The organism is Cohnella herbarum (assembly GCF_012849095.1).
GTDB lineage: Bacteria > Bacillota > Bacilli > Paenibacillales > Paenibacillaceae > Cohnella > Cohnella herbarum.
In genome coordinates this window covers 3,957,409-3,981,288 of the sequence record NZ_CP051680.1, presented here as the reverse complement: position 1 = coordinate 3,981,288, position 23,880 = coordinate 3,957,409, and the positions used below count along the sequence as shown (strand labels likewise).

At 48.1% G+C, this 23,880-nt stretch carries 18 protein-coding genes; 17 read left to right on the top strand and 1 reads right to left on the bottom strand.

Annotated elements, in window-relative coordinates:
- Positions 1–2: 2 nt before the first annotated feature.
- Positions 3–293 carry a transposase gene (locus HH215_RS17085; protein ID WP_169280726.1) on the bottom strand — a complete coding sequence of 97 codons (291 nt, stop codon included), beginning with the start codon at positions 291–293 and terminating at the stop codon, positions 3–5.
- A gap of 390 nt (positions 294–683) precedes the next feature.
- On the opposite strand from HH215_RS17085, the gene HH215_RS17080 reads away from it, so the two are divergent.
- The 17 genes from HH215_RS17080 (at position 684) to HH215_RS17000 (ending at position 23,392) form a co-directional block, all read left to right on the top strand.
- The gene (locus HH215_RS17080) at positions 684–1,085 is read left to right on the top strand and encodes a hypothetical protein (protein WP_169281010.1); all 402 of its coding nucleotides are present in this window, start codon (positions 684–686) and stop codon (positions 1,083–1,085) included.
- A gap of 17 nt (positions 1,086–1,102) precedes the next feature.
- The gene (gene fliD / locus HH215_RS17075; protein ID WP_169281009.1) at positions 1,103–2,350 is read left to right on the top strand and encodes a flagellar filament capping protein FliD; all 1,248 of its coding nucleotides are present in this window, start codon (positions 1,103–1,105) and stop codon (positions 2,348–2,350) included.
- A gap of 52 nt (positions 2,351–2,402) precedes the next feature.
- Positions 2,403–2,585 carry a hypothetical protein gene (locus HH215_RS17070; RefSeq protein ID WP_169281008.1) on the top strand — a complete coding sequence of 61 codons (183 nt, stop codon included), beginning with the start codon at positions 2,403–2,405 and terminating at the stop codon, positions 2,583–2,585.
- Positions 2,586–2,769: 184 nt separating this feature from the next.
- Positions 2,770–2,931, top strand: coding sequence for a type II toxin-antitoxin system PemK/MazF family toxin (locus tag HH215_RS17065; RefSeq protein WP_169281007.1), 162 nt, complete (start codon positions 2,770–2,772; stop codon positions 2,929–2,931).
- A 342-nt stretch (positions 2,932–3,273) separates the two neighbouring features.
- Positions 3,274–3,981 carry a response regulator transcription factor gene (locus HH215_RS17060; protein ID WP_169281006.1) on the top strand — a complete coding sequence of 236 codons (708 nt, stop codon included), beginning with the start codon at positions 3,274–3,276 and terminating at the stop codon, positions 3,979–3,981.
- A 922-nt stretch (positions 3,982–4,903) separates the two neighbouring features.
- A complete protein-coding gene (locus HH215_RS17055; RefSeq protein ID WP_169281005.1) occupies positions 4,904–5,266 on the top strand; it encodes an S-layer homology domain-containing protein in 363 nt (120 codons plus the stop codon).
- Between the two features lie 409 nt (positions 5,267–5,675).
- The gene (locus HH215_RS17050; protein ID WP_169281004.1) at positions 5,676–6,434 is read left to right on the top strand and encodes an IclR family transcriptional regulator; all 759 of its coding nucleotides are present in this window, start codon (positions 5,676–5,678) and stop codon (positions 6,432–6,434) included.
- A 78-nt stretch (positions 6,435–6,512) separates the two neighbouring features.
- Positions 6,513–7,388: a fumarylacetoacetate hydrolase family protein gene (locus HH215_RS17045; RefSeq protein ID WP_169281003.1), complete on the top strand. Its 876-nt coding sequence runs from the start codon at positions 6,513–6,515 to the stop codon at positions 7,386–7,388.
- Between the two features lie 31 nt (positions 7,389–7,419).
- Positions 7,420–8,883: an alpha-ketoglutaric semialdehyde dehydrogenase GucD gene (gene gucD, locus HH215_RS17040; protein ID WP_169281002.1), complete on the top strand. Its 1,464-nt coding sequence runs from the start codon at positions 7,420–7,422 to the stop codon at positions 8,881–8,883.
- A gap of 33 nt (positions 8,884–8,916) precedes the next feature.
- A complete protein-coding gene (locus HH215_RS17035; RefSeq protein WP_169281001.1) occupies positions 8,917–10,908 on the top strand; it encodes a YjhG/YagF family D-xylonate dehydratase in 1,992 nt (663 codons plus the stop codon).
- 27 nt (positions 10,909–10,935) lie between these two features.
- On the top strand, positions 10,936–12,516 hold the full coding sequence (locus tag HH215_RS17030; RefSeq protein ID WP_169281000.1) for a glycoside hydrolase family 43 protein: 1,581 nt from the start codon (positions 10,936–10,938) through the stop codon (positions 12,514–12,516).
- Positions 12,517–12,684: 168 nt separating this feature from the next.
- Complete coding sequence (locus HH215_RS17025; RefSeq protein WP_169280999.1) at positions 12,685–14,490, top strand: cache domain-containing sensor histidine kinase; 1,806 nt, start codon at positions 12,685–12,687, stop codon at positions 14,488–14,490.
- A 22-nt stretch (positions 14,491–14,512) separates the two neighbouring features.
- A complete protein-coding gene (locus tag HH215_RS17020) occupies positions 14,513–15,655 on the top strand; it encodes a response regulator transcription factor (RefSeq protein ID WP_169280998.1) in 1,143 nt (380 codons plus the stop codon).
- A 131-nt stretch (positions 15,656–15,786) separates the two neighbouring features.
- On the top strand, positions 15,787–17,091 hold the full coding sequence (locus tag HH215_RS17015) for an ABC transporter substrate-binding protein (protein WP_169280997.1): 1,305 nt from the start codon (positions 15,787–15,789) through the stop codon (positions 17,089–17,091).
- A 113-nt stretch (positions 17,092–17,204) separates the two neighbouring features.
- Positions 17,205–18,089, top strand: coding sequence for a carbohydrate ABC transporter permease (locus tag HH215_RS17010; protein WP_169280996.1), 885 nt, complete (start codon positions 17,205–17,207; stop codon positions 18,087–18,089).
- Positions 18,086–18,910, top strand: a complete 825-nt coding sequence (locus HH215_RS17005) for a carbohydrate ABC transporter permease (protein WP_169280995.1) — start codon at positions 18,086–18,088, stop codon at positions 18,908–18,910. The genes HH215_RS17010 and HH215_RS17005 overlap by 4 nt, the downstream gene beginning before the upstream one ends.
- Before the next feature lie 627 nt (positions 18,911–19,537).
- Positions 19,538–23,392 carry an AAA family ATPase gene (locus HH215_RS17000; protein ID WP_169280994.1) on the top strand — a complete coding sequence of 1,285 codons (3,855 nt, stop codon included), beginning with the start codon at positions 19,538–19,540 and terminating at the stop codon, positions 23,390–23,392.
- Positions 23,393–23,880: the final 488 nt, after the last annotated feature.

Sequence of the window (23,880 nt, the reverse complement as noted above, 5' to 3'; positions counted from 1 at the left end):
CTTTACCGCTTCCGGTCTTTTGCGAAAAAACCGAGTGCATCCTTGAGAATTTCATTCGCTCGGCGCAACTCGCCTATTTCTTTTTCTAATTCGATTTCTCGCGCAGTCTTATCGGCAGATGCATAAGCGCGTCCGCTCCCGATATGCGCTCCGTCGCCGTGCAGGGTTCTTTGCTTTCTCCATCCTTGCAAGGTGTGGTAGGCTACGCCCAACTGCTCGGCGGCTTTCTTTGGTCCAATTTCATCGCTCAATCTGACTGCTTCTTCTTTGAATGCTTTGTCGTACTGATTCATTGTCTCTCGTCCCCTCGTCAGCTTTCATTTTATTTCATACGAGGGTGTTTTTCGACTGCATTTTTATCGTAGCACTCCACAGTGAGTTCATTAATGTAGCAACGAAGTAAACTAATAAACTAGCCTCAGACGCTGCCAATCCAATTGTTACGATTCGGGGGCGGGCAATATGCTGGCTGCCAGAAGTGCGTGCAAGCGCGAAATAACCGTTAACCGGACAATTATTCAGCAACTCTAAGCTATTTTTCTAGAATCCTGATAGGCCCAACTAAGTTCATCCTATCGCATCTTCAAGCGCGAGTTTAAAGTTTTCTTTACATTTCACAAATGGGCCGATCTACTATGATAAATTAGAAGTAATATTTGTAAGTTTTTGACGGGGGGAATGGCGTGAATATTAAATCCGTACAACCGGTCAGTGATTATATCAAAGCAATGCAGCAATGCAAGGACGCACATGCGACGAAGGATCAGTCGCGTTTGGCATCTATTCGAAATACACTCATGCTGGGCAAGAAGCTACGCACCGAAGAAATGGACTACTTACAGCGACATGATCCCAATCTATATGACCAAGCAATGAGCCTCTCGATGGAACGCCAAGCGTATGAGGACGCATTGCAGCATAGCCGTAGCAAAGCGGATGCGAACTATTACAACACGTTCAAGCTGATGCAGATTGCTGGGCAACTGAAGCATGGTGGTTCCGAGGAGCTGCTGATGCGCACGAACGCGATTCGGGAGGCCTATCAAGAGTTCGTGCGATCGAGCAAGTATGCCTCACTGAGGTGAGATGGAGGGATAGATGGATGACGTTATCGATTAACTCGTATAACTCGATGTATCCGATTAACAGAACGAAGCCTTTGAGCTTCCTGTCATCTAGTAATCAGAGTGCGAACCAGTCTTTCTTATCAAATTACGTTGTGAAGAGCAAGCCATATGAGCAATATATCAAGACAGCAGCAACCGGGATTGCGAATTTTTTGAAATCTGCGCAGGATATGCAAGCATCGGCGCAAAAAATAATGCAGAAGGATCATTCATCTTTCCAAGCAAGGACGGCGGAATCATCGGACGGCAAGAAGGTTACTGCAACTGCATCGGCCGGAGCTGCGAGCAAAACTTATGAAGTTAAAGTGAATGCGATCGCGACTTCCCAAACGAACAGTGGAACATTTTTGTCTAAAGTAGACACGTCCGTTGCAAGCAGAGGCACCAATCAGTTCAACATTACGATAGGCGGCAAGACTACGAAGGTATCGGCTGTTATCTCTGATAATGATACAAACGATCAAGCGCTGACCAAGCTGAAAGATGCGGTCAATGCAGCGAAGACGGGCGTAACCGCCAGTATTGTCACGGATGATAAAACAGGCAATAAGAAGCTTGAGTTAAGCAGCGACAAGACAGGAGCGGATCAGGCATTCGAGGTTGAAGATATTACCGGCAACGCGATGTCGGCAACCGGCGTTCAGGATGCAACGCAACTAGCGTTGAATGCGTCCTACAGCGTGAATGGCGGCACAACTCAAACTTCGCAGTCGAACACGATTGATCTGGAGAAGGGTAAAGCTGCGGCGACACTATTAGCCCCGTCAACGGACACTGTGAATATACGAATCAAACCGGACGAAGACAAAGTCATCGCACAAGTTAAAGATCTGGTGTCGAGTTACAATACGATGCATGATCGCTTGAAAGAAGCCGGTGGAGTCATGAATTCAACTGTCCGTAAAAGCATGGAATCGTTAGTCAGCTCATCTACCTATGAGCGAATCGGTATTCACCGTAATGGCGATGGTACTCTCAAGCTGGATGAAGAGCAGCTAAAGAAGAGCTTAAGCTCGAATTTCGAACAAACAACGAAAGCGATTAGCGGGAACTATGGCCTAGCTGACCGTCTATCCTCAGCAGCGGAAAGATACAATGAAGTCCCGGCAAGCAGCTTGCTGAACTCTAAGGCTCGCCAAGTGCAGCAATTCGCGATGTACCAGTCATTGATGCAAACGGTTATGCCGAAACAAAGCGAATGGGTCGTGAATTTGCTTTATTAACTCGATACAGGTAATGAACAACAATTTATAGATAAAGGATATAATTGTAGGTATGCTATCCGGGATGGTAACGATGAAGGCATACGCCACTAGCTTCCCAGACGAGACGCAAGATTTCACCGGTTATACAGTATTACCCAAGAGCAATGCCACACGAGCAGAAGCGTTGCAGATCATCTTGAATGTGCTCAAGCTTAACCCACAGTTGAAGACGTTGTTGGATTCGCTTAGCTAGTATTTGTGGGAACATTCCGGCATGGGTGAAGGGCAGTATTGCGATCGTACAACAAGCAGATATCATGAGGCTGTCTCCAAAGTGAAATCTTCGGAGAAGCCTTTTTTTTCTGTTCTAACCGTTAACATCGGATAATCGCCATGACGAAGTTGATTTCGGAGTAGAAGGGAAGGAATTGCTTTAGATGAGTGCAGACCGAGGAGATCTAGTGTGGATAAACTTTAATCCTCAAGCAGGTCAAGAACAGGACGGGAGAAGGTCTGCAATCGTGCTTTCACCACAAGCATTCAATGAGACGATGGGTTTTGTTTCCGTTTGTCCAATCACCCATACCATTCGAGGCTAGGGGTATGAAATATTGCTCCCCGATAGTTTGGTGTTTAACGGGGGGATTTTGACGTATCGGATTAAAAATCTTAGATAAAATACACACTTTTTTACAGGGATCACCTCCCTTACGCCGCTATTTTGCTAGAATCCTGATAGGCCCAACTAAGTTCATCATATCGCATCGATTCAACGTTCTTATAGTCTTTATCTCGAGCTCGAACTTAAAGTTTTCTTTGAGTTTCATCAATGGGCTAATCTACCATGTTAAGATACAAGGAGGAAAATCGCTATAGTTTAACATACTTCAGGGGGAAAACGAAGCTATGGTGCCCCCCATCGGTGGAAGGAAGGTGACGATGTGGCGGACGCGCACAAAATTATGATCGTCGATGATGATCCCCATATCTGCGAGATTGTTCAGGCGTATTGCGAGAGGGAGGGGTTCATATCCTCCTACAGTTATAGCGGGACAGAAGCCATGAAGCTGCTCGAGACTTTCGAGCCGGATTTAATTGTACTGGATGTCCTGCTGGCTAATGAAAACGGCATTGATTGGTGCAGGAGCGCACGCTGCTACACGAATGCGCCGATCGTGTTTCTGAGCAGCCGTGAGGAAGACGAGATCAAAATCAGTGCGTTATCCTATGGCGGCGACGATTATGTGACCAAGCCGTTCAGTCCGGGCGTACTCATGGCCAAGATCAAGGCTCACCTTCGCAGAGTGTCGACGGGCAGAAGGGAACAACTGATGGAATTACCGGGTTTAACGCTGGATTTCTACGCCCAGTCCGTCAACATGGGTAGTGAAACCATCTTATTATCGAAAAAAGAGTTCAGTCTACTGTCCTATATGGCACTAAACGTGAATCGTGTCGTCAGTGTCGATGCGTTGTTTCAGTTTACTTGGGGAACGGAGAGTCTAGAGGATACGAGAACGGTCGCTGTACACATCAGCAATTTGCGCAAAAAAATCGAGGCTGACCCTGCCAGTCCTGAGAGAATCATTACGATTCGAGGAGCCGGTTATATGCTGTTTGCCAGAAGTGCGTTGCAAGCGCGAACATAGCGCTAAGGTTGGTAGCCTACCATAAGCAGGGTGAAATATTCTTGAAAAATGGGTCGCAACGTTGAGCTATGACTTGACGCTGTTGACCTTTTTATTGTTCTTTCCGCTAGCTTCGTCTAATGAACGCTTTCCAAGAGATTGTGTTGTAAGCGCGAACTTAAAGTTTTCTTTGTAATTCACAAATGGTCCCATCTACCATGATAAAATGCTATAAACTCTTTAACTGATTGAGAGAGCAGTAGGGTAGTGAAAGAGATTCAATACAACTACGAGCGAGAAGGGATGAATAAGTGTGAAGAAGGCAAGCGGTAAAAGGTAATGGAAGATTCGATCCCAAAGGCAATGCCACACGTGCAGAAGCGTTGCAGATCATCTTGAATGTGTTGGAGCTTAACCCACAGTTGAAGAAGTTGTTGGATTCACTATGAGTAGTGTATAAATAGGGAGAAATCCGTGGCAGGAGCAGTCCTCTGGCGTCGTCACCCAATCTAATCTAAAGATCGGTTTATGAAAAGATAGCGGCGTAGAGATTATCTCCCTTACGCTGCTATTTTTCTAGGTGTGCGCCCGGCATGGACGATAACTAAGCGGTGCAAGCCCGCTTCGGTATTCGATCGTTGCTGGTCGTCCAGCGATTGCTTACCCTCCAGTAACGGTTCGAGCGGAGAGCGACGGCAAGACGGGATCGATCATCTATGTATCGCTTCCTTGTATTGTAAATGAAGGACCTTCGATCCGAAAAGCTTGAAGAAGGGTCAAAAGCCTTCCGTCTTCTACTATGTCGAAACGAAGAAGGCACGGGTAGAAGTCGGCGGTAAGGTAGAGGGTAATACCATCACTGTAGAAGTCAATCACTTTACGAATTTTGCTGTACTCATCGTTGGACCGACGGAAGGAACGCCCACAGAGCCGATCGGTTTCAGTGATATTTCCGGTCACTGGGCGGAGGCTAACATGGGCGAACAAAGCAGTCGCGCAAGCAGTACAGGCAGGCATCGTTAATGGCTACGCCGACGACACGTTCCGTCCGAACGCAGAGATTACGCGCGCCGAGATGGCGGCGATGATCGCCAAAGCGTTGGGTCAGTCGATTAATGCGGCTACGGTAACGGGCTTCGCGGACGACAAGGACATTCCGAACTGGGTGAAAGGCACAGTAGCGGCCATGAAAAAGCTGGGCATTATCGAAGGTAAAGGCGCAAACGCATTTGCTCCAGGCGATAAAACGACAAGAGCAGAGTCAGTAACGGTGCTACTGAAGATGCTGGTACAGAAGAGCAAGTAATGTAAAATTAGACGAGGGGTTGTCCCAAACTAACACGGCCTGACGGTCGCCACCATGAACGAAAGTGTACTCGGCCTGTGAATCTGCGTGTTCCTACTGGAACTGAAGGTCACAGGCCGATTCTTTTTTGGTAGTACACACTCTGAGTCCCAAACCGGCCGTCTGTATCCCGCGAACACCGCGGTGCTATGTTTGGCTGTCGCTTCGAAGTCGTGCGCTTTCTCCTGGGAGGGCGGTTGTAGGGACACGGAGCCTTTGGGGAGGCGAAACTCCGCGGTGAAGAGCAATTTCTCTACGTGTTCAAAAAAGATGGACATCATAATTATTGTTTGCTACTATTTAATTGCGAATATTACAGAACACCGTTCTATAATATAAAACAAAATCGGGAGGGGGCCAGAGAAGAAACATGCCGATCATTCAAGCATTGGATAGAGCATTGCAAATTATCGACTTGTTCGATGATCATCATATGGAGTACAAGCTATCTGAAATAAGTTCGGAAATGAAATTGCATAAGAGCACGGTCCATTCGCTGTTAAAAACGCTTCAAGCTCACCATTACATCGTTCAGGATGAGCAGACCGGGAAGTACCGCCTTGGATTAAGGTTTATAGAGAAGGGACAATTGCTTCTTAATCATTTCGATATTCGAGAAACCGCTAGACCCCATCTAAGAGCTTTGTCTACTGCCACCGGCCAAACGACGAATTTGGTCATTTTGGATGGGAAAGAAGGCATATACATTGATAAAGTAGAAGGGCATAAGGCGGCAATTCGGTATTCGCGTATCGGACGCAGAATACCTTTGCATTGTAGCGCTGTGGGTAAGGTATTGGCGGCTTTTCGGACTATCGATGAACAGACGCAGATGATGGTAGGTCATACGTTTGTAAAACATACGGATAAAACGATCGACAACCTCGAAGCATTCTTAGCAGAGTTGGAGCAAGTAAGGAAGCAGGGCTATGCGATTGATAATGAGGAGAATGAGCCAGGGGTCCGGTGTGCCGCTGTTCCGATATACAATCATAATGGACAAGTGATAGCAGCGTTGAGTATATCCACCATGGTGGCATACGTTGATGATCAAGAACTGGCCCAATTAATCGACTTGCTTCTGCAGGAAAAGAGTGAAATTTCTCGGCAGCTAGGTTATCGGCAATAAGGATAGGCTCAAGCATAGGTTGTTTTTTGGCCAATTACGAGAACGTCGTTTTATAATATAAAACAAGGAGCGGTTAAAATGAGAATTATTCGATATCAAGATGGCTTAGAACAACGTATGGCAGCGGTAACTGACAAAGATAAGGTATACACATTGAAGGATTCGGACTTTATATCATTCCTTGAACGAGTTGAGAAAGCCGGGAAAACACCGCTAGAAGACGTGAACGATCTAATCCGTTCAACTCAGCCGCTGGATAGGGAGTTTGAAAGTCTTGAATTACTTATTCCCGTAGATGCCCCAGAGGTATGGGCGGCCGGTGTAACCTATCAGCGCAGCAAGGAAGCAAGGAATTATGAGGCGACAGGCGGCAAGCTGGATGCATTCACCTTCTATGATAAGGTGTACGATGCGGAGAGACCGGAATTATTCATGAAATCTACTGCGGCCCGAACGGTCGGCCATCTTGATCAGGTTTGCTTAAGGAGCGACTCGAACTGGCAAGTTCCCGAGCCAGAGCTTGGTTTGGTACTGAATAAGCGCGGAGATATTGTAGGGTACATCATTGGCAACGACATGAGCTGCCGCGATATTGAAGGAGAGAATCCGTTATATCTTCCGCAAGCCAAGGTCTGGAAGCAATCTTGCTCGATCGGTCCGAGTATCCGATTAGCCGAAACGGTTCAAGATCCCTATCAGTTGCAGATCACTTTGCGAATCTATAGAGATGGAAATCAAGTGGTCGATGAGTCAGCAAGTACGGGGCAGCTTAAGCGTAAGCTGGATGAACTCGTATCCTTCTTGCTTAGGGATAATATTGTGTTCGATGGCACGGTTCTCCTCACGGGCACTTGCATCGTTCCACCGAATCAATTCACGCTTGCTCCAGAGGATATCATTGAAATTGAAATCACAAGCCTTGGAACTCTAGTGAATACTGCTGTAATGGGCTAAAAAGAAATGAATACGAGAGAGGATGAGTAAAATGACCGACATAAACGCCCAGGTATATGACAATTACATTAATGGAGAATGGAGGAGCTCCGAGAGCGGCAGAACGCAGAAGAGTATTAATCCTTCAAATAAGAATGAAATCGTAGGTATAATCCCAGATTCGTCTAAACAGGATTTAGAGGATGCCGTAGCATCCGCGAAGGCAGCCAAGCTCGCTTGGCGTAAGCTTGCCGGAACGCAACGGGGCAATCTGTTATTCAAAGTTGCTGATATTATGGAAAGCAGAATAAATGAAATCGGTGAAGCGATGACATTGGAAATGGGGAAGACATTACCCGAGGCGAAAGGCGAAACAGCACGCGGTGTAGCCATTCTCCGTTATTATGCAGGAGAGGGCATGCGTAAAATAGGCGATGTTATCCCTTCTTCCGATGCGGATGCTTTCTTGTATACAACTAGATCTCCGCTCGGAACGGTAGGGGTGATCTCCCCTTGGAATTTCCCGGTTGCAATTCCCATCTGGAAGCTGGCACCTGCATTAATATATGGCAACTCGGTCGTATGGAAGCCGGCAACGGAAACAGCGGTTACAGCAGCGAAAGTAATGCAATGCTTCCATGATGCCGGCTTGCCGGCAGGCGTCCTGAATATGGTCGTTGGGAGCGGAAGCGTCATTGGACAAGGTATTGCTGAACATGTCGATATTAACGGAATCACCTTCACTGGCTCCAATGCGGTTGGTCAAGCGGTAGGGCAAGCAGCGCTAGCACGCGGAGCTAAGTACCAGCTAGAGATGGGCGGCAAAAACCCGATCATAGTCGCTGCGGATGCCGACGTTGATCTGGCGGTTGATGCGACCATTAGCGGAGGCCTTCGTTCAACGGGTCAAAAGTGTACTGCGACTAGTCGAGTCATCGTGGTAAAGGATGTTTACGAGGAGTTCAAGTCGAAGCTGCTACAAAAGGTTTCCGAATTAAAGGTTGGAAATGGAATGGATGGACAAACATGGCTTGGGCCTTGCGCGAACGAAAAGCAAATGGAAACGGTTCTATCTTATATCCGTAAAGGCGTTGAAGAAGGGGCCGTATTGTTACATGGCGGCACACGACCAATAGACGGTGCCTTATCCAATGGCTTCTACGTTACGCCTGCGATTTTTGATAAAGTAACTTCAAAAATGTCCATTGCTCAAGAAGAAATATTCGGACCTGTACTTACATTAATCGAAGTGAATGACATTCAAGAAGCCGTAGAACTAGCGAACGATACGAACTATGGTCTTAGCGCATCGATCTATACTCGTAATATCGGTAACGCATTGATGTTCGTTCAAGAAATGGAAGCGGGTCTTGTACGTATTAACGCGGAAACGGCCGGAGTTGAACTTCAAGCACCGTTCGGCGGCATGAAGCAGTCCAGCTCGCATTCAAGAGAGCAGGGCCAAGCAGCAATCGAATTTTATACTTCGATTAAAACCGTATTCATTAAGCCTTAACGACTGACTACACAAGGAATGGATGGGGTAAGTATGTCTTCGGGTTTCGAAACGATTATGGGTAAGGACTTGAGTTCTTACTTTGACATCTATACACATGCTTCGGGACCAAGCGGCTCATTGCCGCTAACACCGGATATGCTGCGCCATTCACCAAGCGGTGATCTATTCGGCTTAACGCAGAACGTCGGTATGGGATGGGATCCTGCTAAACTTCTGGGAAAGCAAATACTCATTCTTGGAACTCAAGGTGGCATTCGAGATGAAGACGGACGTCCAATTGCGCTTGGTTATCATACAGGCCATTGGGAAGTTGGAATCTTGATGAAAGCAGCAGCTGAAGAAGTCGCGAGCCATGGCGGAGTTCCCTTCGCGGGCTTCGTAAGCGATCCTTGTGATGGCCGTTCTCAAGGGACGACAGGAATGTTCGATTCACTGCCGTTCCGAAATGATGCTGCAATGGTATTAAGACGTCTTATTCGTTCCTTGCCGCAACGCTCGGCCGTTCTGGGAGTAGGCACATGCGACAAGGGCTTGCCTTCCATGATGCTGGCTCTGGCAGGGATGGGCAAACTTCCGGGCGTAATCGTTCCAGGCGGCGTTACTCTTCCGCCGACCAATGGGGAGGACGCAGGCAAGATTCAAACGATTGGCGCGAGATATACGAATGGTGAACTGTCGCTTGAGGAAGCGGCTGAACTTGGCTGCCGTGCTTGCGCAACGCCTGGCGGAGGCTGCCAGTTCCTAGGTACGGCGGGAACTGCGCAGGTTATAGCGGAGGCTCTTGGGTTGACCGTACCTCATGCTGCACTGGCACCGTCAGGACAGCCGGTGTGGGAGGAAATGGCTAGGCAATCCGCGAGAGCTGCGCTCAAAATGGCGGAAAGCGGATTGACGACAGGTATGATTATTACCGATCGCGCCATTCGTAATGCGATGGCCGTTCATGCAGCCTTTGGCGGATCTACAAATCTGCTGCTCCATATTCCTGCAATCGCACATGCAGCTGGGCTTTCCATACCAACGGTCGCTGAATGGGCAGAGATGAACCGCAATGTTCCGCGATTAGTCAGCGTTCTTCCTAATGGACCTGAGCATCACCCGACAGTAAGAGCTTTCCTTGCCGGCGGCGTGCCCGAGGTTATGCTGCATATGCGCAAGTTAGGCGTATTGGATGAGAAATCGCTTACGGTAACGGGGAATACGATTGGCGAGACGCTGGATTGGTGGCAATCGTCAGAACGACGTCACCACATGCGCCGGCATTTGCTGGAGAACGAAGGGATCGACCCCGATCGCGTTATTTTCAGTCCGGAGCGTGCCAAACAAGCAGGATTAACTTCGACTGTGACCTTCCCGACTGGAAATATTTGTCCCGAAGGCTCTGTCATCAAATCTACAGCTATTGACCCGTCAAGGGTTGACAGCAATGGCGTCTATCGGCACGTTGGCAGGGCGAAAGTGTTCACGACTGAACGCGCGGCTATCAAAGCGATTAAGAACAAAGGCATCGTGGCTGGGGACATTATGGTGCTTATGGGACGCGGTCCATCGGGTACCGGGATGGAGGAGACGTATCAACTGACTTCAGCTCTTAAGCATTTGCCATTTGGCAAAGAAGTTTCGCTGCTGACGGACGCTCGCTTCTCAGGAGTGTCAACTGGCGCTTGTATTGGGCATATTGGACCCGAAGCCCTTGCTGGCGGACCGGTTGGCAAGCTTCGCAATGGCGATTGGATCGATATTCGTATTGATTTACATCGATTAGAGGGGACTATCGACATGGTAGGCAGCAGCGAGGAACCGGAGGATTCGGATGCCGGAACGAAAGTGTTAGCTTCCAGATTGCCCCATCCAGATCTCGCGAAAGACCCGGAGCTTCCTGACGATACGCGTCTATGGGCAGCTCTGCAAGCAGCGAGCGGCGGCACATGGCGGGGATGCGTCTACGATGTAGATCGGATCGTAAAGCTGCTTGAAGTAGGCATGAACACGGCAGAAGGTCGTGAGATTATGGACAGCTAATCAGGACAATGAAGGGGAGTCGAAAGTGTGATTAGCAATCCAATACTACGGGGATTTCATCCTGATCCGTCTATCGTGCGAGTAGGAGAAGACTTTTATATTGCGACTTCGACATTCGAATGGTTTCCTGGGGTACTCGTTCACCATTCCAAAGATTTGGTAAATTGGCACCCGCTCACATCGATATTGACACGCTCCTCTCAATTGAATATGGAGGGAAATGTTAATTCGGGAGGCGCATGGGCGCCGTGCTTAAGCTATCATGACGGCATTTTCTATCTTATATATACGGATGTAAAGAGTCGTATGGGAGCTTTCAAGGATACCCATAATTATATGGTGACGGCCAATAATATTAAGGGACCTTGGTCAGAGCCGATTTATTTGAACAGCAGCGGGTTCGATCCTTCCCTGTTTCATGACGAGGATGGCCGACAATGGCTTGTCAATATGATCTGGGATCATAGGAAAGGGACAAACTCATTCGCAGGCATCGTTCTTCAGGAATATTCGAAGGAAGAGAAGAAGCTTATCGGTCCTAAGAAAAATATTTTCCAAGGCACAGAGCTTAAACTTACCGAAGGACCGCACTTATATAAGCGGAATGGATATTACTACTTGCTGACAGCAGAAGGCGGAACGCAATATGAACATGCTGTAACGATGGCGCGTTCTCGGCATATCGACGGTCCCTATGAGGTAGATCCCGCGAATCCGATCTTAACCTCTGCCGGCAAACCGGAACTGGAGCTGCAGAAAGCGGGACATGCTTCATTGGTAGAAACGCAGACGGGCGAGTGGTATATGGTTCACCTCGTTGGTCGTCCTGTGAAGGATAAACTATGCATGCTCGGCAGAGAAACCGCCATTCAGCGCTGTCATTGGACGGAAGAGGATTGGATTGCCGTTGATGGAGGAAACAATTGGCCGCAAACAGTCGTGCAAGCACCCCAATTGCCATCACATCCTTTTCCAGTTGAACCCAGCATAGATCACTTTGATAACACGGAGCTTGGGCTGCAATGGAACACCCTTCGCATACCTGCAAGCCCGGATTGGCTATCCTTAACAGCAAGATCAGGCTGGTTGCGGCTGCGGGGCCAAGAGTCCATGAGTTCAACGCATCGCCAAAGTCTTGTCGCGCGTCGGCAACAATCGATGTATTGTGAAGCTGAGATATCGATGGAATACCGACCAGAGCATTATCAGCAAATGGCGGGATTAATTCTGTTCTACGATACTCGCGATTATGTCTATTTGCGCGTGACGCATCATGAGGAATTAGGCATATGCATAGGGATTATTCAATCGATAAATGGAGTCTACAATGAAATACTGGAAGGGGATATCCCGCTTGGCGAGGGTACATACCATTTGAAAGTTATGATTCAGCGAGACAAAGCTAGGTTCATGTACGCAGTGCAGGATGGGGAATGGAACGGTATTGGTCCAGAGCTTGATGTCAGCCATTTATCTGATGAATTTGCGGATTATATTCGTTTTACAGGCAACTTCATTGGGATGAGCGTCCAAGACTTAAGCGGAGAAGGCATGCACGCCGACTTCGATTATTTCCGTTACGATGAGCATGAAGATGCGAATGGATAATAAACAATTACAGCAGTCATTTCTTGTTAAAGACCCATAACCGTGTTATGGGTTTTTGTGTAATTAGGTATCATATTGGGATATATTCCCTTAATAAATGGCGAGGATAACGGGCTTTTCTGTTGAATACAATACAGCTGGTGATTTTCCTTGAAAGAGGGACGGACAATGAACAATGCGGTGAATTTCTTAATTCGTTCCTTAACGGGAAAAACGATCATTCGAACGATTATGGTCTCTTATTTAATTGTAAACATTCTGCTTTTATTGCTGCTAGGACTATTATCCGTTCGTGATTCGACGACAAGCCTTACTAAGGAAATCACTCAATCCAGCTACAAAATGATGGAACAAGCAGCGCGTGGGTTCAGCTTCAATCTTGAAGAGGCTACTCGCCCACTTGCTCTTCTGGCAGGCCATTACTCGGTTCACAGCATGATGAATCCGGGCAGGGAAATGGAGGTTGAAGGGCGTATCCAGCATGAGAGGAATATCGCGGACGTAGCTTTTGGCGTATCATCGTTGCAATCCTTGGTTAGCGATATTTTATTATTGGGTGAAAATGGATATGTAAACAACCTAGATGGCAGAAAATCGCTTCGTTGGGATTATCCTTTCATCGAACAGGCATGGTTTAAGCGGGCGATATCGGGAACTCCAAACAAAGGCTTCATTACACTTGGACTCCATAAGCAGGACTACTATCTAGGAAATAATATATCAAAATACAACAAGCCGACACTGTCCATCGCCCTGCCTGTCAAGGATTACAACCGCAGACCGATTGGTGCGGTCATCGCTAATCTGGATTTGGAAAGAATCAATGGGATGTTTGAATTAAACTCCTATCAAAATAATGAGAGCGTTTTCATGATTGACAATCAACAGACCATCATCGTCCACAAAGACGTTGCCGCAATCGGTACTAAGCTTGATTTCGCGGACATCGAGCTTATTTACGCCGGCGACTCCGGGAGCTTCGTTACTGAGCTTGACGGGGAGGAGACGCTTGTTATCTTCCACCCCACTGCTGTCCAAGGGTGGAGGATGATCTCGACGATTCCGATGTCGGTCATCAGTGGACAAGCTGACTCGCTGAGATCCAAATTAATCGGGTTTATTTATCTTTGTTTGCTGCTCAACTTTCTTATTTCCATATTGATTACGATCCGGATATCCCGGCCGTTCGGACGATTTCTCTCCACGTTGGATAAAATTGGGGGGGACAGTATTTATGTCATTGCCAATAACTATAAATATCGCGAGCTGAACATGATAGGCAACAAATTTAAGGAGCTGGTAATCCGGATAGAAACGCTGGTCAAACAAAACTATCAATCGGACATCGCATTGAAGGAAGTGGAACTCAAAACGTTGCAATCGCAGATTAATCCACATTTTCTCTTTAATACACTGCAGTTGCTGCAAACCGAGATCGTATGCGGCAGTACGGAGGAATCCAACCAATTGGTACTGTCGCTAAGCAGTCTGCTGCGATACTCCATGAAGCAATCGGAGGAAACTGTGGAACTGGAACAGGAAATTCAGAATGTAAGGGATTATTTATATATCTTGAACAAAAAATATGACAATCGAATCGATATCGAGTTTCGTATACCGGATGAATCCATTTTGAAACATGGAACGATTAAGTTAATTCTGCAGCCGCTCGTTGAAAACGTGTTTCTACACGGATTCGGTGAAAATCCTCAGTCGGCAAAAATAACGATCTGCGTTGTGGGAGTCAAAAAAGGGATTATGATCGCAATTAAAGATAATGGTAGAGGAATAGCGAAGAGTCGACGGCAGCAATTGGCTAGACAATTAAACTTACGGGATTTTAAACCGGATGGCATCGGTCTCTTCAACGTAAATCAGCGTATTCGGTTGAAATTCGGCGCTGATTACGGATTGAAGATTAGAAGCAAGCAGGGGATATTTACAACGGTTTATATCGTATTGCCTAAAGCTTGAATCATCGGGGGAGGTAATGAGCGTGAAGCTGCTTATAGTAGATGATCAAGTATCGTTGCATAGGTATTTGAATAAAGTGATGAGCTGGAGGGACATGGGGTTTACTAAAGTGGAGCATGCATATGACGGCGAGGAAGCGGCTGGGATGGTCGATACCTTTCGCCCAGACATAATGATCATGGATATCCATATGCCGTTGTTGAATGGAATCGAATCGTTGAAGCGGATTCAACAGTCTGGCAATTTACCGAGGACGATTATTCTAAGCGCTTATGATCAATTTGAATATGCTAGAGACGCACTCCGGCTTCAGGTTTCCCATTACCTGTTAAAGCCGGTCGATGCCGATCAGCTTAGAGATGTTCTAGGGGAACTGATTCGAGAGTCGGAATCGGCCGTACGGCAATCGATTCGCAGCGAGCTTAACGGGATAATATATTCCGGAGTCATTGAAGCGGAATCGTTGTCCATCGTTCGGAAGGGACTTGAATTTCTCGCGGTCGACCGTTTTGCAATTTTGACATTCACGGACAGCTTGCCTTCGGAGAGCGACTATATCTGCTGGCTGCAAGAACAAGCGGTTTATAAATTCCGTTGTGTTATATGTTGTAAAAATCGGAAGGATCAGATTGTTTTGGTTGGCGGGGGGGATGATTTGTCTAACGGTCAATTGCGGGAATTGAGCGAGTTTGTGATGGAAAAAGCGGCAGCGTTATCGCCGACTCATACGTTGTCTGCCGGAATCAGCTCGATTGCCCAGGATGTCGCGCTCCTGCCGCAATTGCTTGCGGAAAGCGCACAAGCAATGTGGGAGCCTGCCGAAACCGGCTCCAGGCTGCAAGATGCTGTGTGGCGAATTAAACCGTATGTAGATAGCAGTTATCAAGAGGATTTATCCTTGCAATCAGTCGCAAGTCGGTTCAACATTGACAAGTATCAGTTAAGCCGGGCGTTCAAGCAGGAATTCGGAGTAAATTATTGGGCCTACGTGATCAAGGTGCGGATGGATAGAGCCGCTGAATTGCTTGTCGGAACGAACTGGAAGAACAGTCGCATTGCAGAGCATACCGGCTTTCTGGAAGAAAGCCACTTCAGCCGCGCATTCAAAAAATATTACGGCGTAACGCCTAAAGAGTACCGCGCTTCATCCGTTCGCCTTGATTGAACGGGTATACGGCTAATGCAACAATTGACAACAAATGATGCAACAAAATGAATTCAGATTCAAACAAGATCATACTATACTCATGTTGTAAGTGCTTACAACAAAATATTTCTTTCGGGGGTTAGTCAAACATGAAGAAAAAGTCTTTGCTTTTGTTGATTACCATTATCTGCCTTTCATTAGTGCTGGCTGCTTGCGGCGGCAATGCAAGTAATGAAGGAAAAAAAGGTAATGAAGGTAAGAGCAACGATACAACCGACAGCGCAGATGCTCCTAAACCGGTCAAGCTCAGCATTCTTGCCTGGAACAATGAAAAAGAGATGAAACCTGTTATTGACGGCTTCAAGAAGAAATATCCGCATATTACGTTCGACTTTCAATTCGCTCCCCCGGTAGCAGATTACATTAAAAAGCTGCAGACGATGCTTTTGTCTGATACGACGCCTGATATTTTCATGATCGCCGCAGAAAACCGCAATGAGATCATTGACGGAGGTTACGCGCTGGATTTGACCGACCAACCGTTCATGTCCGTTATGCTGGACAGCAACAAGCCGATGCTCAGCAAGAATGGAAGAACGTACGCCTTTACGCAAACGGGATGGGCTGGCGGCTTGTTCTATAACAAGCAACTGTTTCAAAAGGCCGGCATCAATCAATTGCCGGAAACATGGGATGAATTTATTCAAGCTTGCTTAAAGTTAAAAGAAGCCGGCATCCTTCCGCTTTATGACAGAATGCATGATATTACGATCATTCATTCCGCTATGTTCGGTAGCAATGTATTATCGAAAGATCCATCGTTCGACGAAAAGCTTTTTAAAGGCGAAGCAACCTTTGCCGAAGGCTGGACAGAAGTGTTGACGATGTGGAAGGAAGGGCTTATCGACAATAAAATATTAACGCCGGACATGATCGGAATGACTAGTGACCAAGTCATGAACGAGTTTGCCCTTGGCAACGTGGCTATGTTCCCTGGCGGACCTTGGAACATCGGTACGATCGAGCAAACTAACCCCGATATCGAGTTTGAAATCATGGCTATTCCAGGAAAAGAACCAGGCAACAAATATTTCAACGGGGCACCTGGCGTAGGTTTTGCCGTAAGCAGCAAAACTAAAAACAAGGACGAGGCTCTGCTGTTCCTCGAATATTTATCGACACATGATGGGCTGAAGCAGTTCGAGGAAGGCACGGGCGGAATCATTACGGCTCACGGTTATGAAACTAAGGTACATCCGGCGTATGAACCGGCTTATAAAGACGGATTGATGGCAGGCCGAATTTATTTGCCAATGGTATCGTGGGATCGGCATCAGGAAGCGCTGCGCAACCAATTCCTTGTTGGATTTCAGGATATAGCGTTAAACCACATAACGCCGGAGGAAGCAACCGCTGCACTGGATAAGAAACTGAAGGAAATGGATAATAAATAAGCTGAATTAAGTCTTGTAGAGGGTATAGGAAAACCTACTACCCTCTTTTTTTCAACTATTAATGACTATTAATTCATTCATCAATGCTAAGTTTTTACGTTAGGAGGCAAAATATGACCAAGTTTGTCCGACAGCTGCAGTTTCTATTATTTTTGCTTCCAATCCTTGTTATCTATTCCTTGTTTACGATCTTTCCGCTGGTCAAAGCCTTTTTCCTGAGTTTTACCAACTTTAATGGATACTCGAAGGTATTTGATTTTGTCGGCATGAAAAATTATGTGCGGATATTTGCTGACGATGCAATCATTTCCGCAATTTCTTATACCCTATTCTTTACATTTGCGAAGGCGCTGCTCGTTACGGTGTTAGCGATCCCGCTAGCAATGATATTGGATCAGAAGTTTTTCACAAGAAATTTGCATCGGGCCATCTTCTTCTTTCCGTCAATCCCTAGCGGGTTGCTGCTTGCTTACATTTGGGGATTTATACTTGCACCGATGGGATCAGGCGTATTTAATACGATCCTCAAAGGGTTGTTTAACATCGGACCTCAGCCGTGGTTGGCCGATCCGTTGCTCGCGAAGCTGTCTACTATTGTGGTAGCTACATGGGCGATTACAGGATGGCATGCAGTGCTTTATTTGGCTTTTCTGCAATCGATTCCGAAAGATTATTATGAGGCTGCTTCAATTGACGGAGCGAACCGTCTTCAGCAAATTCGATTTATTACTTTGCCGCTGCTTGCTCCCGCGATGACGATTAGCATCATGTTGCTAATTACAGGCGGACTTAAAGTATTCGAAATACCTTTCGCCTTGACGAAGGGCGGACCTGGCTTTGAAACTTATTCGATTACTCAGGTGATCATGTTAAGAGGAATATCGGAAACGCAGTACGGCCTTGCATCGGCGATGTCTGTCGTCTTCTTCCTGATCGTGTTAGCGATCGCTGTCTTCCAAGTCACAGTGATGCAACGAAGGGAGCAAAGCATGCAATGACGAAATCGAATAAACGGTTATGGATTCTCGATGTCTTAATGCTCCCTGCAGGAATAATTGCATTCTTCCCGTTTTATCTGATCATCATCAATACGTTCAAAACGATGCAAGATGCCGCAAAGAAACCGTTATCCCTCCCTTCGAAATGGATCTTTACGAACTATGTTCAAGTGTTCGAGGAAACATCGATCCTGCGCAGCTTCGGAAACAGTCTGACGATCACCATCTTTGCCGTACTACTGATCGTGTTGATCGGCGCGATGGGGGCATACCCAGTTGTGTTCAATATGGGTAGATTTTCACGGTTTGCTACGATCTATTTGCTTGCGGGATTTATGATTCCTTTTCAGGCGACACTCATTCCCTTATTCCAACTGATGAGCGATTTACACCTGATCGACAAACTTTATGGTTTGATTATTTTGTACATGAGCGGCTCTGTTTTTGTCTTTTTCCTAATGAGTGGCTATATGAAGACGATTCCTCGGGAGCTGTCCGAGGCGGCTGTTATCGACGGCTGCAGCGTATGGGGTATCTTCTGGCGAATCATCTTGCCGCTGCTTAAGCCGATTACGATTACGAGTGTCATCTTTCAGACGATGTGGATATGGAACGACTTTTTGGCACCCATGCTGTTTTTAAACTCGTCTTCCAAATCGACTCTCGTTCTGGAGATTTATAAAGCCAAAGGTGAATTTACCGTTAATTGGCCGATGTTCATGACTCTAACGGTCATTACGTTGGTGCCGATATTTCTCTTCTTTATCTTTATGCAAAAGCATATTGTCAAGGGGATCGCCGCCGGCGCTGTCAAAGGCTGATTTCAATCTGAAACCGGCGACAATAGCTAACTTGTTTGGCATGAGTCCGGTGTGATCGGACTCATGCCTTATAGTTTTGCCTTAATCCTTAGTACCGGAAATTGACGGGACTAAGGTTTTTTGTGTTTTGATGGGGCAAGGGTCCTATACATCTCGTAAATATAACGTTGCGTTTATAGTGAAACCGAATGCATCCACATTCAATAGCTTTTTTGTGGGAAATGCGAAGCAGTATGAAGTTCAATTTATTACCAATCAATTGAAGGTACAATTTGCATCGTTTGGGATTAGTCCGAAAGATCGTTATGTTGCCGCGCACCGTGTAATTAATAGTGAATTAACAAGAATCGTATGAGTATGACTTGTAGGGTCGTGATTATGCTGTCCTGGATTTCCAATCGTGCTCACTTGGAACATCTGCCGAATTCCTGTAGACTAGATGAAAATGTAAGTTTTTAACGGACGGCATGGACAAAGCGGCGTCGGCCGATAAAGTCATCATCGGCAACGCTCACGCTGGTGCAAGCCGTGCGCGCGATTCCGCATTTTATGGCAAAGGAGCAAGCGCGTGTTTTTCGAACATGACAACGACAACGCCTTCGATATTGACGCAAAGGTGTACCCGCTATGAATCGCCAACAAGGACGGATATACGGCAGAATACACGAAATTTCGCTGCTCTCCCAGGCGTATCATTCCACTTGCCTTGGGTCTGCGGAAATCGTGTACGTTTCAGGTGCGCCCGGCATCGGCAAAACAAGTCTCCTGGAGTGGGTATTTCGCCAGGAGCATAATCATCCTCGCCCCCCGATTTTCTTAACCTGTAAGTTCGAGCAGATTGCCAAGGACAGTCCATATCATCCCATCATTCAGGAATTCCGCGGATTCATGCGGCACTTGCTCGGCGAAAGCTCGCATCGAGTCGACGCCTGGGCCAAAAAGCTGAGAAGCGCCTTGCGGTCGTATGAAGCAGTTATCGCCGCCATCATTCCCGAAGTCAGGCTGCTGCTTGGCGATATCCCCGCCGCTTGGGAACTGCCGCCTGACGAAGCGAAAAAAAGGTTCGTATATGCGTTCCGCAAATTTGTGCAGACGCTCGCCTCCAAGGAACAGCCTCTTGTCCTGTTCATCGATGACCTGCAGTGGGCGGATGCGTCGTCGCTGCAATTGCTGCACGCGCTAATTTGCGATCCCGAGCTGCAATATTTGCTGTTTGTCGGCGCTTATCGAGATGGCGAGATGGAGAGTACAAAGCTGCCGGGCTACGAGGACGATGGCAATATCGCGAAGGAGGCCGTCATTCATCACGTTCAACTTCGTGAACTAACGCTCGAGGAGTTGAACCCGATCGTCATAGAGGCGCTCGGCTGCAGCTCCGACGAAGCGATCCCTCTGACGGAGGTAATATATCCTGAGTCGCAAGGGAACCCGTTTCATTTCAAGCAAATTCTTAGGCGACTGCTTGATGACCGTCTCTTGACCTACGACCTTGAGCGTCGGAGTTGGGAGTGGAATCTGAGCGACCTGATTGAACGGGAGCAGCATTTGGCCATAGGCGAACTAATGGCGCATAAGCTGCTGCGTCTTACCCGGTCGGCGAAGGAAGCGCTTGAAATCGCGGCGTGCCTCGGGAGCCGATTCGAGCAAGGGTGGATTGCCGATATTACACAACGTAGCGCGCATGACGCTTCTGTCGATTTAGCAGCCTCGGTGGAAGAGGGCTTTATCGTTCGTCTTGGTCAGGATCAATACCGTTTTGTGCATGACAGCGTACAAAACTTGATATACAGCCGAATGGACGACGCTACAAGACGGCGGACGCATCTGGCGGCCGGCAGACGGCTGCTGGAAGCCGGTTCGAGTCATCCCGAGAGCTTGTTTGAAGCGGTGAACCATCTTAATAACGGTTCGTTGGACATTCATGATGCAGAGGAACTGCATCGATTGGTTGAACTGAATTTGGCTGCCGGACAACGGGCCAAAGCTTCGACGGCGTATGACATCGCGCTGCAGTATTACCGCAAGGGGGGAGAACTGCTGGCGGCCAACGCCTGGGAGCTTCATTTCGACTTATGCTTCGAACTGCACGTAGAACGAGCCGAATGCGAATATTTATGCGGGTATCACGAAGCTACGGAGCATCTGATCGAACACCTGCTGCGCCGGGCGCGAAGTCCGATCGAACGTTCCAAAGTCCAGATGCTTCGCATGATCCGATGCATCAATCGGAAGGAATATCATGAGGCCACCCTGCTCGGATTGGAGAGCCTGAAGGAATTCCGTATCAACGTTTCGCCGAACCCTCCGCAAGCGACGGTCGTTACCGAGGTGCTGCGAGTAGATATGCGGCTTCGCGGCCGCATTGGGCAGCTTGCGGATTTGCCGGAAATGACCGAGCCGAGTCACATTGCTGCTGTCAATATCCTGTTTGCAACTTTGGTCTCCTCCTTCCGCACGGATAAGAGGGTGTATTTCCTGCTCGCCTGCAAAGCTGTTCAATTATCGCTCAAGCATGGGAATACCCCGGCCGCTGCCGATGTCTATACGGTATACGGTCTGGTTCTGGCGCTTGTGCTTGGCAGGCGGGCCAGAAGCTATGAGATCGCCAAGGTTGGTCTTGAACTTGCGGAACGCTATGACATCGCATCCATCAAATCTAAAACATACGCGACCTTCGGCGGGATCATCTGCCAGCTTGCCGGAAAGATGCGCGAAGGCGAACCGCATTTGGAGCAAGCGGTTCGCTTCGCTAAGGAGTCTGGCGATGACGTCTATTTGAACACGGCGATCGGGGCGCATATCCATGCCTTGTACACATGGGCGCCGCTTGCGATTTTGTCCAAGGCGCTGACGGAACATACGGAGACGCTCGCGAAGACGAAGGACGACTTCGTGCTGCAAAACCTTTATTTATGCCGTCAGTTTGTTTTGGCGTTGCAAGGAGACACGGAGAGTCCCGGCTCGCTTGACACGGCGGTTTTCTCGGAGCGGAGCTTCCTTGAACAGAACGGCGGCGAGGAAACGGCATCGGCAACGTTGTTCCAGTACTACGCCTACAAGACGCAGCTTTGTTATTTGGACGGGAAATACAAGGAGGCGATTCGCTGGCGGAAGGAAGCGGAGCCTTTTAAGCTGTATGCAGCCCATCTCAATCATTTGCCGGAATGTCTGTATTACGGGGCGCTGGCGGAACTGGCCATCAACGGTAAGGGCGACGGGAAGGGATCACCTCCGGCTATCGGTTCGTTGCGCCATGCTCGCAGACAACTTCGCAATCTGCGGAAATGGGCGAAGATCAGCCCCGACAGGTTCCTTGCGAAGCAAGCGTTGGTCGAAGCGGAAATGGCGCGTGTCAGCGGACGCTGTGCCGCAGCGGAAGCGGGATACGACCGGGCGATTCGGGAAGCTCGCGAGCAGGACAATGCGCAGGTTGAGGGTGTCGCAAACGAGCTGGCGGGAGGTTATTACGCTCGTCAAGGAAAAGTGAAGGTTGCGCTTCATTATTTTCAGGCCGCGCGCGACGCTTATGTTCGCTGGGGCGCAAGCTTGAAGGCAAGGCAAATCGAAGAGCGGCTGGCTGCGATGGGAGAAGAGCTCGGGGCGGAGGCGGTATCAAAGAACTGGACGCCGGCAACAAGCGAAGTCGCTGCGGCAGTGGAAGAGCAGTCTCCGGACGTCAACAGGGAAGCAGGCGCGCGCGATACGGTAGACGCGGTAGATCTCGCCGCGATACTGAAAGCGTCGCAGGCTCTCACGAATAAGATGGAGCTAGACGCCGTCCTAGCGGAAATCATCAGTACCTTGATGAGCTATGCTAGCGCTCGCAAAGGCGCTTTGTTGACGGCCAGTCGCGGCGAATGGCTTGTGCAGGCTTGGGCGGACGCCGAAGTTCGCGTTTTGGCCGAGCCGGCGCCGCTTGAGGACGATGGGCTTCTGCCCGGCGGCATTGTCAGGTATGTGGCGAGAACGCAAGATGCGGTGCGGTATGTCGGCGACGAGGACAACTGGTTTCGCCACAGTCCGTATATGGCGGAGCACCGTCCGCAATCAGCCTTATGCATGCCCGTCGCCATTCACGGGTCGGCGGTTGGTGTGCTTTATTTGGAGAATTACGCCGCTGCAAGCTTTGTGTCCGAGGATCGTATCCATATTCTTCATGCGATGGCGTCTCAAGGCGTGTACATTTGCGAATTGCTGCGATCGTTAAGCGGAATGGATGGGGGATCGGATATTAGCGAGGAACTGGATGCGGAGAAGAGCGGAGACAAGACGCCGGCTGCGATGGAAGAACCGCTCACGGACCGCGAGATGGAGGTGCTGGCGTTGCTGGCGGCAGGGCTGTCCAACAAAGAAATTGCCGAGCGATTATTCGTGGCTGTCGGCACAGTTAAGGTACATGTCAAAAACATTTTTACGAAATTAAAGGTTAACCGTCGCACGAAAGCAATCGCCCAGGCAAAAGAGCTCCATTTACTGGACTAGTACCCTTTTAACTCGCAATTGTTGTATCATCACCCAGACAAGGGCTCCCGCGCAAACAACGTGCGCGCGAAGCCTTTTTCGCGCTTCCTGATCAGCAACTCTGCGAAAATATCCCTTTGTAGGTATAGTGGAATCAAAAGATTTGATGTATTTTATGGAATGGCATCGTCGTGTTTACGTTTTGCAAATGCCGGGAGGATCTTAGTATTCGACTTCTTTTACTTATGCCCTGAGGAAGGGGATTTCGGACAAAAGGAACCTTTCGGAATCTTGGCGCACTGATGTGCGAACAAAAAAATGGCCCTGTCCCTTCAATAGGACAAGGCGATTTTTTTGTCGACCCGTCTAGATCAGATCCGATTTTGCAGCAAGCGTTTAACGATAGAGGTCCAGTGATCGTATTTTAAACGAATAGCTTATTGGATCCGCATTTACCTATTAGACGAAGCTCGGGCGCTGTTGGTGCTTGTGCTTTAATTTTTGCGTTC

Coding starts and splice junctions, on each gene's coding strand:
- HH215_RS17010 (WP_169280996.1), top strand. CDS start 17,205: ATGACCAAGTTTGTCCGACAGCTGCAGTTTCTATTATTTTTGCTTCCA.
- HH215_RS17035 (WP_169281001.1), top strand. CDS start 8,917: ATGTCTTCGGGTTTCGAAACGATTATGGGTAAGGACTTGAGTTCTTAC.
- HH215_RS17065 (WP_169281007.1), top strand. CDS start 2,770: ATGAGTGCAGACCGAGGAGATCTAGTGTGGATAAACTTTAATCCTCAA.
- HH215_RS17000 (WP_169280994.1), top strand. CDS start 19,538: ATGAATCGCCAACAAGGACGGATATACGGCAGAATACACGAAATTTCG.
- gucD (WP_169281002.1), top strand. CDS start 7,420: ATGACCGACATAAACGCCCAGGTATATGACAATTACATTAATGGAGAA.
- fliD (WP_169281009.1), top strand. CDS start 1,103: ATGACGTTATCGATTAACTCGTATAACTCGATGTATCCGATTAACAGA.
- HH215_RS17015 (WP_169280997.1), top strand. CDS start 15,787: ATGAAGAAAAAGTCTTTGCTTTTGTTGATTACCATTATCTGCCTTTCA.
- HH215_RS17050 (WP_169281004.1), top strand. CDS start 5,676: ATGCCGATCATTCAAGCATTGGATAGAGCATTGCAAATTATCGACTTG.
- HH215_RS17005 (WP_169280995.1), top strand. CDS start 18,086: ATGACGAAATCGAATAAACGGTTATGGATTCTCGATGTCTTAATGCTC.
- HH215_RS17085 (WP_169280726.1), bottom strand. CDS start 293: ATGAATCAGTACGACAAAGCATTCAAAGAAGAAGCAGTCAGATTGAGC.
- HH215_RS17070 (WP_169281008.1), top strand. CDS start 2,403: ATGCTATCCGGGATGGTAACGATGAAGGCATACGCCACTAGCTTCCCA.
- HH215_RS17045 (WP_169281003.1), top strand. CDS start 6,513: ATGAGAATTATTCGATATCAAGATGGCTTAGAACAACGTATGGCAGCG.
- HH215_RS17025 (WP_169280999.1), top strand. CDS start 12,685: ATGAACAATGCGGTGAATTTCTTAATTCGTTCCTTAACGGGAAAAACG.